The sequence below is a fragment of the Dechloromonas denitrificans genome (assembly GCF_020510665.1).
Taxonomy (GTDB): domain Bacteria; phylum Pseudomonadota; class Gammaproteobacteria; order Burkholderiales; family Rhodocyclaceae; genus Azonexus; species Azonexus denitrificans_B.
This window is the reverse complement of record NZ_CP075187.1, coordinates 2766845-2782414: the sequence shown is the minus strand read 5'-3', so window position 1 is coordinate 2782414 and position 15570 is coordinate 2766845. Positions and strand designations below refer to the sequence as shown.

Genomic DNA, 15570 nt, shown 5'->3' with positions numbered 1-15570 from the left:
ATCATCGCGGTCAACCGCGTTTCCGGGCAAAAATCCACGGTTACAATGAGGCCTTCCGATGGCCGCCCATTCCATGACTGATTCCCCGCCGAGCATTCCGGTCAGCCTGCAACGGCCACACCGCGCCCTGGGCGTGGCGGCGATGCTGGTCCTTTTCCTGCTGACTGCCTTGCTGGCCTACCAAACCTCCGAACGTCAGGGGTTTCGCCAGATGCGCGACGAAGCCAGCCACCAGCTCGATGTGCTGGCGGCGGCGATCGATAGCGAAGTGACCCGGCACGCGTCGATTCCCAGCGCCGTCGAACTGAATCCCGATGTGCTGGCCCTGTTGCGTGCGCCGGAGGAAAGGCAGGACGTGCTGCAGCCGGCGGCCAATCGTTTCCTCCAGAAACTCAATGACCATCTCGGTGGCCCGGCGATTTTCGTGCTCGATACGCGTGGTCGCGTGGTCGCATCGAGCGACTGGATTTTTTCGCGCAACATGCTTGATGCCGACCTGTCCTACATGCCTTTCTTCAAGGGGGCGGTGGCCGGCATGCCGGAGCGGCACTACGCGGTCGACAACGTGCGCAACGAAGTCGGCTATTACTTTGCTTTGCCGATTCGCGATGAGCTGAATGACTGGAAGGTGATCGGCATTGCCGTCGTCAAGTCGGGCCTGCGTGAACTTGAGCGTCGCTGGCTGGCGCAGGAGGCGCCGGCGCTGATTGTCGACAACAACGGCATCGTCCTGCTCGCTTCGCCGCCGGAATGGCGCTATGCCACGATCCAGCCCAAGTCGCCCGATGTGCTGGCCAAGGTCAGCCGCGAGCAGTTCGCCGGTCAGGCGCTGGGAACGACCTCGCTCGATATTGCGATCGATGCCGCCCAGGAGGGGACGGTAGTTCGTCTTTCAAAACACTTGAAACCGGATAACGGCCCGCTGCAGGGGGCGCGTTCCTATCTGGCGCTGAGTCGCCATCTGCCCGGCACGGCCTGGCGCATCGTGGTGTTTTCGGATTTGCGCCCGGTGATGATCCAGGCCTCGACGCATGCCGCGCTGGCCACGGCAGCCAGTGGCTGCCTGCTGCTCTGGTTGCTTTATCTCAATCAGCGACGGCGCTTGCAGCGCGGGCGGGAAGAGGCGCAAGCCATGCTTGAGCAGGCCAACCAGGAGCTGGAGCGCAATGTCGAGGCGCGCACGGCCGATCTTTCCGACGCCGTGACGCGGCTGCAGCGCGAAGTCGCCGAGCGTCAGCGCGCCGAGCAAACCCTGCGTGCCGCGCAGGACGAGCTGGTCCAGGCCGGCAAGCTCGCCGTGCTCGGCCAGATGGCGACCGGCATCACGCACGAACTCAGCCAGCCGCTCGGGGCGATTCGCACCTTGTCGGCCAATGCCGTCGAATTCATGCATCGCGGCGATATGGCGACGGCCGAAAAGAACCTCGGCATCGTCGGGCAACTGACCGAGCAGATGGGCGGCATCATCACGCCGCTCAAGACCTTTGCCCGCAAATCGCCGGCCGTGCCGGCCGCGGTGGACGTGCGGCAAGCCGTCGATAGCGCGCTCTTTTTGTTCGAGCAGCGCCTGCGCAAGCAGAATGTCGCGGTCGACCGCCAATTTGGCCCGGATTCATGGATCGCCTGGTGCGACCAGAATCGTTTGCAGCAGGTGCTGGTCAACCTGATCGGCAATGCGATCGATGCGATGGCCGACGAGCCGGAGCGACGCCTCAGCTTCTCGGTCGAGCGCGCCTCTTCCGGGCAGTTGGCGCTGGCCGTCAGTGACAGCGGCAGTGGTTTTACCGAAGCGGCGCTGGAACATCTGTTCGAGCCATTTTTCACAACCAAGCAACCCGGCGAGGGGCTGGGCCTCGGGCTGGCCATTTCACGCGATATCCTGCGCGACTTCGGGGGTGACCTGATGGCCGGTCCAGCACCTGGCGGCGGGGCGCGCTTTGTCGTTCTGTTGCCGGCGTTTTCCGGCGATTCTGTGGCTGAGGAATATTGATGAAACCGCAACTTTCCGTCCTGCTGATCGAAGATGATCCGAATGTTCGCCTGGGTTGCGAACAGGCCATGCAGTTGGCCGGCATCGCTGTCGAGGCCGTGGCTTCGGCCGAAGAAGCGCAGCGCCGGATCGATGCCGATTTTCCCGGCATCATCGTCACCGACATGCGCTTGCCCGGCATCGACGGTATGGCCTTGTTGCGCTGGGTCAACCAACTGACGCCGGATTTGCCGGTGATCATCATTACCGGTCATGGTGATGTGACCCTGGCGGTTGAGGCGATGCGCTCCGGGGCCTACGATTTCATGCAGAAGCCGTTTTCGACCGGCGATCTGGTCGAGGTGGTGCGTCGGGCGCTGGAGAAGCGCGAATTGGTGCTTGAGGTCGAGTCGCTGCGCCGCCGTCTTGATCACCGTGATGATCTCGAGGCCCGCTTGATCGGTCGCTCGCCGCAAATGGCCAAGGTTCGCCAGTTGATCCTCGATGTGGCCGATGCCGCGGTCGACGTGCTGATTTTCGGCGAAACGGGGACTGGCAAGGAAATGGTCGCCCGCTGCCTGCATGATCTGTCGCGCCCCGGCCAGGAAAACTACGTGGCCCTGAACTGCGGCGGCATGGCCGACAGCCTGCTCGACAGCGAATTGTTCGGCCATGAGCCGGGTGCGTTTACCGGCGCGCAAAAACGGCGCATCGGCAAGGTTGAATACGCCAGTGGCGGTACGCTCTTCCTTGATGAAGTCGAATCGATGCCGATGGCGATGCAGATCAAGTTGCTGCGTGTGTTGCAGGAGCGGGTCGTCGAACGTCTCGGTTCGAATCAGTTGATCCCGGTGGCTTGCCGCGTTGTGGCCGCGACCAAGGAAGATCTCAAGCTGTTGTCGGACCAGCAGAAGTTTCGCGCCGACCTGTATTACCGCCTCAACGTCGTACGCATCGAACTGCCGCCGCTGCGCGAGCGGCGCGAAGACATTCCGGCGCTCTACGATGAATTCCTGCTCCAGGCGGCCAAGCGCTATAACCGGCCGCCGCCGGAACTGACCTCGGCCCATCTACGCAAGCTGATGGCACAGGACTGGCCGGGCAATATCCGCGAATTGCGCAACGCCGCCGACTGCCATGCGCTGGGTATCGGGCGCGACAAGGTCGAACTGGGCGGCAGTGGTGCCGCGCAGTCGCTGACCGAAGCCGTGGAAAACTACGAGCGGGTGTTGATCGCCAATGAACTGACGCGCCAGGAAGGCAATATTGCGCGAACCAGCGAGGCGCTCAAGGTGGCGCGCACGACGCTGCACGACAAGCTGAAGAAATACGGCCTAATCTGAGCGCCGCGGCAGCCAGCCAAGCTTGCCGAACAGCCACTCGGTCAGCCACAGGCTGAAGTAGGTTGCAAACCAGGCAAAGAGGGTGTCGGACAGGAAATGGCCACCCGGCACCATGCGAACCAGCGCGAAGACGCCGCCGAACGCCAGGCTGGCGAGCAGCCAGCGACGCCGCACGGCCGGCGCGCTGAGCCAGCCGAAGGCCATGATGAACGAAGCCGTGGCGACGTGGCCGCTGACAAACGAACAGTTTTGCTGGCATTGGTCGGCCGGGATGAAAGCCGGCGTGAATTGCTTGTTGCCGCCGAACTGCTCGATATTGACCGGCCGCGTCCGTCCGGAATGCTCCTTGAGCGTTGCGTCGACCAGCAGGATCGGCCCGGCCAGTGCGCCGGCGAGTAAGAATCCGTAAGTCAGGCGGCGCGCCCGGATGGCCGGGAAGCGCTTTGAGAAGCCGAGCAGCCAAAGCAGCAGCAGAGACACCAGCAAGCCCTGGCCGAGCCACGGCAGCCCGCGATAGGGAATGGCCAGCCACAGATCCTCGCGATTCAGCGCCCACAGGCCGTTACCGCGATAAAACAGCGCACTGGCCGCGAGATCGATCTGCGGTACGGCGATGAAGAGCACCGCAAGCAGGCCGAATGCGGCCAGTGCGAAGCGAAGTTCAGTAGCCCTTGAAGTCACGGAGCAGGTAAACATCCATATCGCGCGTTGTCTGGCTATCGAGCGGCGCTTTCAGTGTCGCCAGCTTGTCGACCGCGGCAAAGCGGCTGGCAATCTGGTCGGCCGGGTCCTGGGTGATCAAGATGGCATTCTTGCCGATCCACGGGCGCAGATCGGTGGTCAGCTTGTAATGGTCGCTGGCGATGCCGCTCGGGTTCCAACTGGCAGCGGCCGGTTTGAGGTCGCGCAATTCGTAGAGCATGTGAGCGAGCAGGGTGCGGTTGTCGGCGATCAGCACGGCGTCGGGATTGGCCTGGAGCAGCGGATGCAACTGGCGGCCCAATTCGTCCCAGCCTTGTGCCCGGCTGAAGGGGCTCTTTTTGGCCGGATTCTGGACGTCGAATGTTGCCAGCACCTGGGGCCAGTAATAGACCAGCCCGACCACGGCAATATTGATCGCCAGGCCGATGATCAGCAGGCGTTGCCGATTGCGTTGGAGCAGCCAGGCGACGGCGGCAATCGCAGCCGGGGCGAAGGCCGGCGCGGCCCAGTTGGCGTTGGCGCTACTCTTCATGGCCTGGGCTGAAACGACGATCCACAGCGGCAGTGCGAACCAGAGCAGCAGGCGTGGCCGGTCATCGCGCCAGCTTTGGCGGACTTGCGCCAGCAGAATGAAAAATACGCTGCCGAGGATCGGGCCGAAGGAAATCCATTGTGCCGCCCAGAACTCGCCCAGTGCCTTGAAGCCGCCGCCGGCTTTCTTGTTGAGCGTGATGTCGGCGGTGTGTTTCAGTGTCGGGAAATCGTTGGCGACGTTCCAGTAAAGATTCGGCGACAGGATGGCCAGCGCCAGTCCGGCTGCCAGCCAGGGTTTGGCCGAGGCCAGGCGCGGGCGATGGAAAGCAAGCAGGTGCAGGAAGGCGGCGCCGAGCCAGGCGGCCATCGTGTATTTCGAGAGCAGGCCGAGGCCGCAGAGGGCGCCGAGTAGCAGCCAGTCGCTCCAGGCATCGCTGTCCAGCGCGCGCAGGTAGGCGAGCAGGGCCAGCGTCCAGAACAGGGTGAGCAGCGCATCGGTTGAAACGAATAGGCCGAGCCAGGAGAACATCGGCAGGGTCAGCACGGCGATGGCTGACCAGAATGCCGTGCGTTCGTCGTAGAGACGACGGGCGATGGCCCAGCAGGCGGCGGCCGCAGCCGGGTAGCAGAGCATGGCCAGCGCCTTGGTGCCGAGCAGTCCGTCGCCGAACAGGGCGGTTGAGGCGGCAATCAGTGCGGCAATGCCGGGTGGTTTGGAGAAATAGCCCCAGTCGAGGTGCTGGGCCCAGGTCCAGTATTGCGCTTCGTCAATGTACAGCGTGATGCCGAGTTGCGAGACGACCCAGAAGCGCCAGGCGATCAGGATGAGGCCGAGGCCGACGAGTAGCTTGATGCCGGATTTGTTTGCAAATCCGGCGTCGACCGCGCTATTCACGTTGCCTTGTGCCAGCCTTCGTCAGCCGCCAGTGCTCGTTCCGGGCGAGCCGAATAAGAGCGGATGGTGCCGGATTCGAAGTAGATGCGGGCCAGCAGTTCGGACAGCACACCGGTGGTGATGAAGTGCACGCCGGCAATCAGGCCGCCAATTGCGACGATCAACAGCGGACGGCCGCCGATGGCTTCGCCCAGACCAAATTTGACCCAGGCCAGCCAGGCCAGCACGAGACCGGAAAGGCCGGTCAGGCCGAGGCCGATACCGCCGAAGAAGTGGCCGGGGCGGGCGCGGAAGCGCATGAAGAAGTACACGGCGATCAAATCGAGAATGACGCGGAAAGTGCGCGAAATGCCGTATTTCGAGACGCCCGCGGTGCGAGCATGGTGTGTCGTCGGTTCTTGGGCGATGCGGCGCGGTGTCGTTACGGTAGCCAGCCAGGCCGGGATGAAACGGTGCATTTCGCCGTACAGGCGCACGCTCTTGATCACGCTGCCGCGGAAAGCCTTGAGGCTGCAGCCGTAATCGCGCAGATGCACGCCGGTCATCCGGGCGATCAGCTTGTTGGCGATCTTGGACGGAATCTTGCGCAGGAACAGGCCATCCTGACGGTTCTGGCGCCAGCCGGCGACCAGGTCGAGGTCTTCGTTGATCAGGCGGGCGACCATGCGCGGGATGTCGACCGGGTCGTTCTGCAAATCGCCGTCCATCGTCACGATCACGTCGCCGCGCGCCGCATCGATGCCGGCCTGCATGGCGGCGGTCTGCTTGAAGTTGCGCGTCAGTTCGACAATGCGCACGTGCGGACCATATTCCTTGGCCGATTGCAGGGCACGTTCGACGGTGGCATCGCTGCTGCCGTCATCGACCAGCACCAGTTCCCAAGGATGATCGTAGCCTTCCAGCGCTTCATGCACGCGCTTGACCAGCGGGGCAATGTTGTCTTCCTCGTTGTAGAACGGAACGACGATGGAAAGGCTGTGCGGGGGAATGGAAATAGCGGCGCTCATGGGACTATCCGGCGGGAAAGGCCGCATTTTAATCGAAAACCCCAGCCCCGGCTCAGTGCAGTCCTTTAATGTAGAATTCGGGGCTGACAAAACAAGCAAGGAATCAACAGCATGCTGCTGATGATCGATAACTACGACAGTTTTACCTACAACATCGTCCAGTATTTCGGCGAGCTTGGGCAGGATGTTCAGGTTTATCGCAACGATGCCATTACCGTGGCCGAGATTGCCCGGCTCAATCCCGCCTATCTGGTGATTTCGCCTGGCCCTTGCGCGCCGGCCCAGGCGGGCATTTCGCTGGCCGCGATTCGCGAGTTTTCCGGCAAGATCCCGCTGCTCGGCGTCTGCCTTGGTCATCAGTCGATTGGCGAAGCCTTCGGTGGCAAGATTGTGCACGCCAAGCAACTGATGCACGGCAAGGTTTCCCCGGTCCACCATAAAGATATGGGTGTTTTCAAAGGGCTGCCGAATCCGCTGACCTGCACCCGCTATCACTCGCTGGCCATCGAGCGCGAGAGCTTGCCGGATTGTCTTGAAATCACGGCGTGGACCGATGACGGCGAAATCATGGGCGTCCGCCACAAGACGCTGGCCGTCGAGGGGGTTCAGTTCCATCCGGAATCGATCCTGACCGAGCGTGGCCACGATCTGCTGAAAAATTTCCTTGAGGAACACAAGCAATGACCCCGCAAGCAGCGCTGCAGCGCGTCATCGAACATCGCGAAATCTTTCATGACGAAATGGTTTCGCTGATGCGCCAGATCATGGGCGGAGAAGTCTCTCCCGTCATGATCGCGGCCATCATCACCGGTTTGCGTGTCAAGAAGGAAACCATCGGCGAAATTGCGGCCGCGGCGACGGTCATGCGCGAATTGTCGACCAAGGTTGACGTGGCTGATACCAGTCGCCTGGTCGATACCTGTGGCACTGGCGGCGATGGGGCGCATACCTTCAATATTTCCACCGCCGCGATGTTCGTTGCCGCCGCAGCCGGCGCACGCATTGCGAAACACGGGGGCCGTTCGGTTTCCAGTTCGTCAGGCAGTGCCGATGTGCTGGAGGCGCTCGGCGTCAATATCAGCTTGTCGCCGGAACAAGTGGCGCAGTGTCTGGCTGAAACCGGTGTCGGATTCATGTTTGCCCCAAATCACCACAGTGCGATGAAGCATGCCGCACCGGTTCGTCGTGAGCTGGGCGTACGCACACTATTCAATATCCTTGGGCCGCTGACCAATCCGGCTAGCGCACCGCACCAGGTCATGGGGGTTTTTCACCCCGATCTGGTCGGGATTCAGGTGCGCGTATTGCAGCGCCTGGGCAGCCAGCGGGCGCTGACGGTTTTCGGGCGCGAAGGTCTGGATGAAATTTCGATTTCAGGTCGCACTCTGATTGGTGAGTTGAAAGATGGCCGCGTAACCGAATACGAGGTTCATCCGGAAGATTTCAACCTGCCGGTGCACGACCCGCGCAGTCTGCAGGTCGCCAATGTCGAAGAATCCAAGGCGATGCTGCTCGGCGCGCTGAACAATCAGCCCGGTGCGGCGCGCGACATCGTGGCCCTGAATGCCGGTGCCAGCATTTATGTCTGCGGGCAGGCTGAAACCCTGGCCGCAGGGGTGGAGCGAGCTTTTGAACTGATCGCCTCCGGGGCCGCTCGTGGCAGTCTTGAAGCATTCATCAAAACAAGCAGGCAATTTGCATGAGCGACATTCTCAACAAGATCATCGCAACGAAGCACGAAGAAATTGCTGTCGCTGCTGCGCTCAAACCCCTTGCTGTCCTTGAGTCAGAAGCCGCAGCCCAGGCTGAGCCGCGCGATTTTGTCGGGGCGATTCGCCGGAAGATTTCCTGCGGTCAACCGGCGGTTATTGCTGAAATCAAGAAAGCCAGTCCCTCCAAAGGGGTGATTCGTCCGGACTTTCATCCAGCCGATATTGCACGCAGTTATGAACAGCATGGCGCAGCCTGCTTGTCCGTGCTGACCGACAAACAGTATTTTCAGGGCGCGCCGGCGTATTTGCAGGCAGCGCGCGCCGCTTGTGCCTTGCCGGTGTTGCGCAAGGATTTCATGGTCGACGCCTATCAGGTGGTTGAGGCGCGTGCGATGGGGGCGGATTGCATCCTGCTGATTGCCGCAGCCTTGACGCTGGCTGAAATGAAATCACTCGAAGCGCTGGCGCATCGCTACGGTATGGCCGTGCTGGTCGAAGTGCATAACGGCGAAGAGCTGGATGCCGCGCTGCAACTCGAAACGCCCTTGCTGGGCATCAATAACCGCAACCTGCGAACTTTCGATGTGACGCTGGATACAACACTCGGTTTGCTTGAGCGCATTCCCGAGGGGCGTATCGTGGTTACCGAAAGCGGCATCGTCACACCGGAAGATGTGGCCCTGATGCGAGCCAATAAGGTTGACGCCTTTCTTGTCGGCGAGGCTTTCATGCGGGCACCTGAGCCTGGTGTCGAACTGGCGCGGCTCTTCTCCTGAGTGGGTGTTGCGCCGAAACAACAAAATGCCAAGTAAGCAGGCTGGCACTTCAAACAGCCGTTGCTACAGTCTTCCGCTCTTTGCGACAATCAAGCCCAACTTCTCATATCCGAGAGGTAAAGCTTAATCAGTTCGCAAGATCAGATTAAAAACTAACCACTAAGGAGATTTTCAAGATGCAAAAGAAAATTATCGCTCTGGCTGTTGCTGGCCTGGCTTCTACCGCCGCTTTCGCACAATCCAACGTCACCATCTACGGCTCCCTGGACTACGGCTACGGCTATCGTACCGATGCTCGCAAGGCTGCCGGTGCTAACCGTGGTGTTGCTGACAGCTCCAGCCGTATCGACGGTGGCCAGTCTGCTGGTAATCGCCTTGGTTTCAAGGGCACGGAAGATTTGGGCAATGGCCTGAAGGCTGTTTTCCTGATGGAGCAAGGCTTCAATGGTGATACCGGTGCTACCCCGGGTAACTCCAACACCGCTGGTGCTTCCACCAACTTGGGTGCTGCTACCGGTTTCACCCGTCAAGCTTATGTCGGCCTGACCGGCAACTTCGGTACCCTGATTGGTGGCCGTCTGTACACCCCGCATTGGTCCTTCGTTTCCTCCATCGACCCGTTCGGTGCTGGTACCGTTGGTCAGTTCGTTAACGTCTATGGCGGTGATGTAAATGCTCTGCTGCAGCCGGTTCGTGTTGATAATGCTGTTGCTTATGTTTCCCCGAACTTTGGTGGCTTCACCCTGACCGGTGCTTACTCCAACAATGCTATCGGTAACGAAAATACCGCTGACAATTCCCAGAACAACACTGTGTACGCCCTGTTGGGTCAGTATGCTAATGGCCCGATCAACGTCGGCCTGAACTACCACCTGATCCAAGCAGCTTCTGATGGTGCTGCTGCTACTGTTGAAGCAACCAAGAGCGTTCAGAACATCACCCTCGGTGGTACTTTTGATGCCAAGGTTGTAAAGATTCACGCTTTGTACTCCAACAATGTTGTTGACCAGACTGCAGCTAATGCTGACATCAAGATCGACAACTACATGGTTGGTCTGAGCGCTCCGATCGGCAAGGTTACCGTCAAGGGCTCCTACATGCTGTCTGATGGCAACTACGCTGCTGGTGGCAATGCTCAGCAATACGCTGTTGGCGCTGACTACGCCCTGTCCAAGCGTACCAACCTGTACACCGCTTACTCCATGATCGACAATGATTCTGAAGTCAAGAATGGTGTTCGCATTACCCGTGGTGCTTCCGTTAGCGATGCATCCAACAGCGGCTTTACTGGTACCACCGCGTACCAGAGCGGCTTCCAGGTTGGCGTTCGCCACCAGTTCTAATCTGACGCAAGTCAGTTAGTGCAAAGAAAGGGCGCTTCGGCGCCCTTTTCTATTGGTGGTTCTAGGTTGTGTTTGAGTCGGTGGCCTCCTGGTTGCAGGCGAAAAAAGCCCCGGTTATCCGGTAATGCAGTTCAGTTAAGGCTCTTTTAGGTGACGAACGGCGTAACGAGCCGGTCTGGCTTTGACGACACGGGGGCATTTTCGCCCCCGTCGTTTTTCCACGATAGCCATCTGCAACTGCAAACGCAGGCGCGCCAGATGGGACGGCAGTTTCCCCGGACTCATTCCCGCCGCCCAGATCAGTTCGTGCTGGATGATGTGCAGTGCGCGCAGGAAGCTCAGATCGGTCGGAGCGACGCGCGCTTCAGTGGCCGCCTTGGCGATTTCAAGTCTGATCAGGTTGTAGGCAATTAAGGCCCCCCAGATTTCCTGATTGACCCCTTCGGGCAAACGCGAGCGCAAGGTCAGCGCTTCGCCCAGCATCGATTGCTTGAGCTCGCGGTAGCTGGTTTCAATTTCCCAGCGCCGGCGATAGCAGTCCGCCAGATCCTGCGCTTTGAAGCGGCGGCGATCGAACAATGAGGTCAGCAGTACCCGGCTTTGACCATTGGCCGACTCGACTCGAATGGCACGGGCCTCCCAGGCCTCGGGCAGATCAGGGACCTTGACGCGCGCTTGAGGAGATATACGCAAACGAACCCGACAATCCTCGGGCGTTCCCGACAGGACTTCGTATTGCGTGTTGGACTTGGCGGGGATCAGGTAATGCCGCTCGGTGCCCGCAGCACTCAAGCCCAACAATATTTCCGCAGAAACAAAGCCCTTGTCGAAGACGGTCAGGGAATGGTCCTCGATCCGACCGATCAGCGCCTTGGCGTAAAGCATTTCGTTCTGGCCGTATTGGCCAAACTCGATGGCCGAGACCAGATGGGTGGGCAGTGCCGTCAGGCTGACGGCACGCACCTGAGGATAGGAGGCCACTTTGCCGCTGGCGTAGCGTTGGGCACCAAAGAATTCGCGGTTCTCGGGGCTGTCCGGCACCCGAAAGGTGGTGCCATCGACCGCCCATAGCGAAAGTCCCTTCCACTGATTCGCGACCTTCTCCTGTGCGCACCAGGCTTGGGCCGTTTGCTCGAACAACCATTGCAGCGGGGCTTGGCCAAGGCGAGCCCGCGCCTGCGTGATCGCACTCTTGCAGACCGCCTCGATTCGGGTGTCGGGCAAGGCCAGATCCAGGGTGCTGAGTACTTCTTCCATCGACTGGCGACGAAACAACGCCAGGGCGATCACCAGCCAGACCACTTGCTCCGCCGGCAAACGACGGCGGCGAACACTCGCCACCCCATGCGCGCTGAGCGCCTGCTCAATCCACTCATACGGCAAATGAGCCGCCAGACGATCGAATCCGATCGTCGGCATGACATCTGTCGTAATGGAGAGCTGGCTGGACAACATCGTTCGCCACGTTAACCATTCGGCGAACTGTCCACAAGCCCCAAAATGAAAAATGCCGCTCACCTAAGTGAACGGCATTACCGGTTATCCGGGGCTTTTTTCATTAAACTGACCCGTCCTGAATGAAGTTGACACCTTTTCTAGAACGAAAGGGGCAGTCAGATGGAGTCAGGGGTTAAGAGGACACAGCGAGACTACACGCTGGCTTTTAAACGGGCCGTTGTTGAGCAGGTAGAAAAAGGCGAACTGAGCTACAAGCAAGCCCAGCAGCGTTACGGTATCCAGGGCAGATCGACGGTCTTGGTTTGGTTACGCAAGCATGGTCGCCAGAACTGGGGGCCGATGGCATCATACGGCCGCATGAGTGAGCCAACCCGATCATCAGCGAGCAGCCAGGGCCAGACGCCGGAACAGCGGATCAAGGAGCTGGAAGTCCAACTCAAGGAAGCCCGAGAGAAATCCCAATTCTTCGAAGCGGTCATCGATGTTTTGCAGAAAGACTACGGAGTCCGCGTTGTAAAAAAGCCTGTGGGCAAGTCCTCACGCAAAGGTCCGTCGAAGGACTGAGTGTATCGAGGGCTTGCCACTATATGGGCATCAGCCGGCAGGCACATTACCAGTGGCAGCAGCGTCGAGCGCACGATGAGGTCAAGTACGAACGGGCTCTTGAGTTGGTAAAGGCCAAGCGCTTGCATCAGCCCAGACTGGGGACGCGCAAGCTACATCACCTGCTTGGCCCGACGCTAGCGGCCGAAGGGCGTGGCCTTGGGCGCGATGCCTTGTTCGATCTGTTGCGTTGGAATCGCCTGTTGGTGCCAACCAAGCGGGCGTATCACAAGACGACCGACAGCCACCACCATTTCCGGCGCCATCCCAATTTGCTGAAAGCGGGACCGGATCAGGTTAGCGCCGAGGCGAGCGAGCAGGTTTGGGTTGCCGATATCACCTATTTGCCTACCCGTGAGCGCAGTGCCTATCTGAGTCTGATTACCGATGCCTATTCACGCAAGATTGTGGGTTACCACGTCCATGACCGCCTGCACACGACTGAGGTGAGCCAGGCTTTGAAGATGGCGTTAAAGGGGCGTCAGGGAAATGGGCTGCTGATCCATCATTCAGACCGTGGAGTCCAATACTGCGCCAATGAGTACCAAGCTATTCATCAGAAACACGGGGTGATCTGCTCAATGACGGACGGCTATGATTGCTATCAGAACGCCTTGGCAGAGCGGGTTAATGGCATTCTCAAGCAGGAGTTTCTACTCCAGCAGCCCGACGATCTCGATCAGGCACGCCGCATGGTCAGTCAATCCATCGCCATCTACAACCAGGAGAGACCGCATTTCTCGCTACAATTGAAGACGCCCGATGAGGTTCATCGGGCGTCTTTGAAGGCCAGCAATTAAGCTGGCCAATCCGTCGCAACAGGTGTCAACCTAGATTAGGACGGGTCAAACCGGCTTAGTCGACGAGAATCAGATTGTCGCGATGGATAATCTCCGGCTCATCAACATAGCCCAGCAGGTCTTCTATTTCGGGCGTTGATTTGCGCGCAATGAGTCTTGCTTCACCGCTGCCGTAGTTGCTCAGGCCGCGTGCAATTTCATGGCCTTCTGGGCTGATGCAGGCGACTGCTGCGCCGCGCTCAAAGTCCCCTTCGGCGGCGATCACGCCGATTGGCAGCAAGCTTTTTCCCGATTTCAGGGCGTTGACCGCGCCATCGTCAAGTAACAGGCGTCCGGCAAGTTGCAAGTGGTCGGCCAGCCATTGTTTGCGTGCTGCAAGGGGTTGAGTCTGCGAGACGAGCAGTGTGCCAACCGGGTCGCCGTTGGCCAGGCGAATGATCGGGTTGCTTTCGCGTCCGCTGGCAATAGCGGTGTGCGCGCCGCTGCGGGCGGCGCGCTTGGCGGCGATTACCTTGGTAATCATGCCGCCTTTGCCGATTGACGTGCCGGCGCCGCCAGCCATGCTTTCGAGTGCTTCGTCGCCGGCGGTGGCTTCGCTGATCAGTGTGGCATTCGGGTCTTTGCGCGGGTCGGCGGTAAAGAGGCCGATCTGGTCGGTCAGGATGATCAAGGCTTCGGCTTCGATCAGGTTGGCGACCAGCGCGCCCAGTGTGTCGTTGTCGCCGAATTTGATCTCGTCGGTGACGACGGTATCGTTTTCGTTGATGATCGGGATGACGCCAAGCTCAAGGAGTGTGGTCAGTGTCGAGCGAGCGTTCAGGTAGCGTTTGCGATCGGCCAGGTCGTCGTGGGTAAGGAGGATCTGGGCGGTTTGCAGGCCGTATTTCGAAAATGCGCCTTCGTAGACTTGAACCAGACCCATTTGGCCAACCGCTGCGGCGGCTTGCAGTTCGTGCACTGATTTCGGGCGCTTGTTCCAGCCGAGACGCTGCATGCCGCAGGCGATTGCGCCGGAGGAAACCAGTACAACTTCCTTGCCTTGCTGGCGCAGTACGCTGATCTGGCGTGCCCAGTCATCGATGGCGGCAAGATCGAGTCCTGCGCCATTGTTGGTGACCAGGGCGGAGCCGACTTTGACGACGAGGCGTTTGGCGGAGGCGAGGCGAGTGGTGTGCATGGTGAGTCTGTGTCAGGCGTTGTCTTTGGCGGGGATGTCGTCGCTGTGCTCGTCGTTGTCGTCGAGGTCGCCGATTTCCGGGCGGGCCATTTGCTCGAGTGCTTCGCTGATTGCGTAAATCAGGGGCTTGGTTCCTTCGCCGTTGATTGCCGCGATGGGGAAATATGGGCCGTCGTATTTGGTGGCTTTCTTGTAGGCCTTGAGGAAATTCTTGACGGCTTCTTCGCGGTCTTCTTCGGGAATCAGGTCGAGTTTGTTGAGGACCAGCCAGCGCGGCTTGTTGGCCAGTTCGGGGTCGTGCTTGACCAGTTCGCCAACAATGGCCTTGGCATCGCGCACCGGATTGGAATCCGGGTCGATCGGTGCAATATCCACGAGGTGCAACAGAATGCGCGTACGCTGCAGGTGCTTGAGGAAGCGGATGCCGAGGCCGGCGCCGTCGGCGGCGCCTTCGATCAGGCCGGGGACGTCGGCCATGACGAAGCTTTTCTCGTCATCGACGCGGACAACACCAAGATTCGGGTGCAGCGTGGTGAAGGGGTAGTCGGCAACTTTTGGGCGCGCAGAGGAGATGGCGCGGATCAGCGTGCTTTTGCCGGCGTTGGGCAGGCCGAGCAGGCCGACATCGGCCAGGACGCGTAGTTCGAGGCGCAGTTCCAGTTCTTCGCCTTGTGCGCCGTTGGTTTTCTGGCGCGGTGCGCGGTTGGTCGATGATTTGAAGTGAATGTTGCCGAGGCCGCCCTTGCCGCCTTGGGCGATCAGGATCTTTTGATCGTGCTCGGCCAGGTCGGCAACGATCTCATCTGTGTGTTGGTTGTAAATGACCGTGCCAACCGGCATGCGCAGGATGATGTCGTCGCCGCCTGCGCCATATTGATCCGCGCCGCCGCCGTTTTCGCCACGCTTGCCGATGAATTTCCGGGTGTAGCGATAGTCGACCAGGGTATTGATGTTGCGGTCGGCAATGACGTAGATGCTACCGCCCCGCCCGCCGTCGCCACCGTTCGGGCCGCCCATCGGGATGTATTTTTCGCGACGGAATGTTGCCGCGCCGTTGCCGCCGTCGCCGGCTTTTACGTAGATCTTGGCTTCGTCGATGAATTTCATGTCTGTGCTTTCCGCTTTGGGCTGCCCGAGTGGTCGGGCATGAATTTTATTGCTGTGCGTACTTCGGAGGGGCGTTGCAAATACGCAGGGCAATAAACAAAAAAGCCCTATCCGGCGGATAGGGCTTTTGTTTCCGCCTGGCCG

At 59.9% G+C, this 15570-nt stretch carries 13 protein-coding genes; 7 read left to right on the top strand and 6 right to left on the bottom strand.

Annotated elements, in window-relative coordinates; all coding sequences use genetic code 11:
• Nucleotides 1-58 precede the first annotated feature (58 nt).
• On the top strand, nucleotides 59-1990 hold the full coding sequence (locus KI614_RS13160; protein WP_226406135.1) for a sensor histidine kinase: 1932 nt from the start codon (nucleotides 59-61) through the stop codon (nucleotides 1988-1990).
• A complete protein-coding gene (locus KI614_RS13155) occupies nucleotides 1990-3312 on the top strand; it encodes a sigma-54-dependent transcriptional regulator (protein ID WP_226406134.1) in 1323 nt (440 codons plus the stop codon). The genes KI614_RS13160 and KI614_RS13155 overlap by 1 nt, the downstream gene beginning before the upstream one ends.
• Here KI614_RS13155 and KI614_RS13150 read toward each other — a convergent pair.
• From KI614_RS13150 to KI614_RS13140, 3 genes are read right to left on the bottom strand one after another with little or no spacing between them, the layout of a single operon-like run.
• Nucleotides 3304-3993: a phosphatase PAP2 family protein gene (locus KI614_RS13150; protein WP_226406133.1), complete on the bottom strand. Its 690-nt coding sequence runs from the start codon at nucleotides 3991-3993 to the stop codon at nucleotides 3304-3306. The two genes, KI614_RS13155 and KI614_RS13150, sit on opposite strands and share 9 nt — an antisense overlap.
• Complete coding sequence (locus tag KI614_RS13145; protein ID WP_226406132.1) at nucleotides 3974-5443, bottom strand: glycosyltransferase family 39 protein; 1470 nt, start codon at nucleotides 5441-5443, stop codon at nucleotides 3974-3976. Before KI614_RS13145 ends, KI614_RS13150 begins: the two co-directional genes overlap by 20 nt.
• Complete coding sequence (locus KI614_RS13140) at nucleotides 5440-6450, bottom strand: glycosyltransferase family 2 protein (protein ID WP_226406131.1); 1011 nt, start codon at nucleotides 6448-6450, stop codon at nucleotides 5440-5442. Before KI614_RS13140 ends, KI614_RS13145 begins: the two co-directional genes overlap by 4 nt.
• Nucleotides 6451-6561: 111 nt before the next feature.
• Between KI614_RS13140 and KI614_RS13135 the strand changes: the two genes are divergently transcribed.
• From KI614_RS13135 to KI614_RS13120, 4 genes are all read left to right on the top strand, one after another.
• Entirely contained in the window at nucleotides 6562-7134 is a 573-nt protein-coding gene (locus KI614_RS13135; RefSeq protein WP_226406130.1) for an aminodeoxychorismate/anthranilate synthase component II, read from the top strand.
• On the top strand, nucleotides 7131-8153 hold the full coding sequence (gene trpD / locus KI614_RS13130; RefSeq protein ID WP_226406129.1) for an anthranilate phosphoribosyltransferase: 1023 nt from the start codon (nucleotides 7131-7133) through the stop codon (nucleotides 8151-8153). The genes KI614_RS13135 and trpD overlap by 4 nt, the downstream gene beginning before the upstream one ends.
• On the top strand, nucleotides 8150-8938 hold the full coding sequence (gene trpC / locus KI614_RS13125; protein ID WP_226406128.1) for an indole-3-glycerol phosphate synthase TrpC: 789 nt from the start codon (nucleotides 8150-8152) through the stop codon (nucleotides 8936-8938). The genes trpD and trpC overlap by 4 nt, the downstream gene beginning before the upstream one ends.
• A gap of 176 nt (nucleotides 8939-9114) precedes the next feature.
• Nucleotides 9115-10281 (top strand): porin, encoded by a 1167-nt coding sequence (locus KI614_RS13120; protein ID WP_226406127.1) that lies wholly within the window; start codon nucleotides 9115-9117, stop codon nucleotides 10279-10281.
• Between the two features lie 135 nt (nucleotides 10282-10416).
• Here the strand turns inward: KI614_RS13120 and KI614_RS13115 are convergent, their stop codons facing one another.
• Complete coding sequence (locus KI614_RS13115; RefSeq protein ID WP_226404818.1) at nucleotides 10417-11736, bottom strand: IS4 family transposase; 1320 nt, start codon at nucleotides 11734-11736, stop codon at nucleotides 10417-10419.
• A gap of 162 nt (nucleotides 11737-11898) precedes the next feature.
• On the opposite strand from KI614_RS13115, the gene KI614_RS13110 reads away from it, so the two are divergent.
• Nucleotides 11899-13142, top strand: a protein-coding gene (locus tag KI614_RS13110; RefSeq protein ID WP_226406126.1) for an IS3 family transposase whose coding sequence is annotated in 2 segments (ribosomal slippage) — nucleotides 11899-12252 and nucleotides 12255-13142 — 1242 coding nt in all. Because the reading frame shifts where the segments join, the coding sequence is not laid out codon by codon here.
• A 55-nt stretch (nucleotides 13143-13197) separates the two neighbouring features.
• Here the strand turns inward: KI614_RS13110 and proB are convergent.
• Complete coding sequence (gene proB / locus KI614_RS13105) at nucleotides 13198-14319, bottom strand: glutamate 5-kinase (RefSeq protein WP_226406125.1); 1122 nt, start codon at nucleotides 14317-14319, stop codon at nucleotides 13198-13200.
• 12 nt (nucleotides 14320-14331) lie between these two features.
• On the bottom strand, nucleotides 14332-15426 hold the full coding sequence (cgtA, locus tag KI614_RS13100; RefSeq protein WP_226406124.1) for an Obg family GTPase CgtA: 1095 nt from the start codon (nucleotides 15424-15426) through the stop codon (nucleotides 14332-14334).
• Nucleotides 15427-15570: the final 144 nt, after the last annotated feature.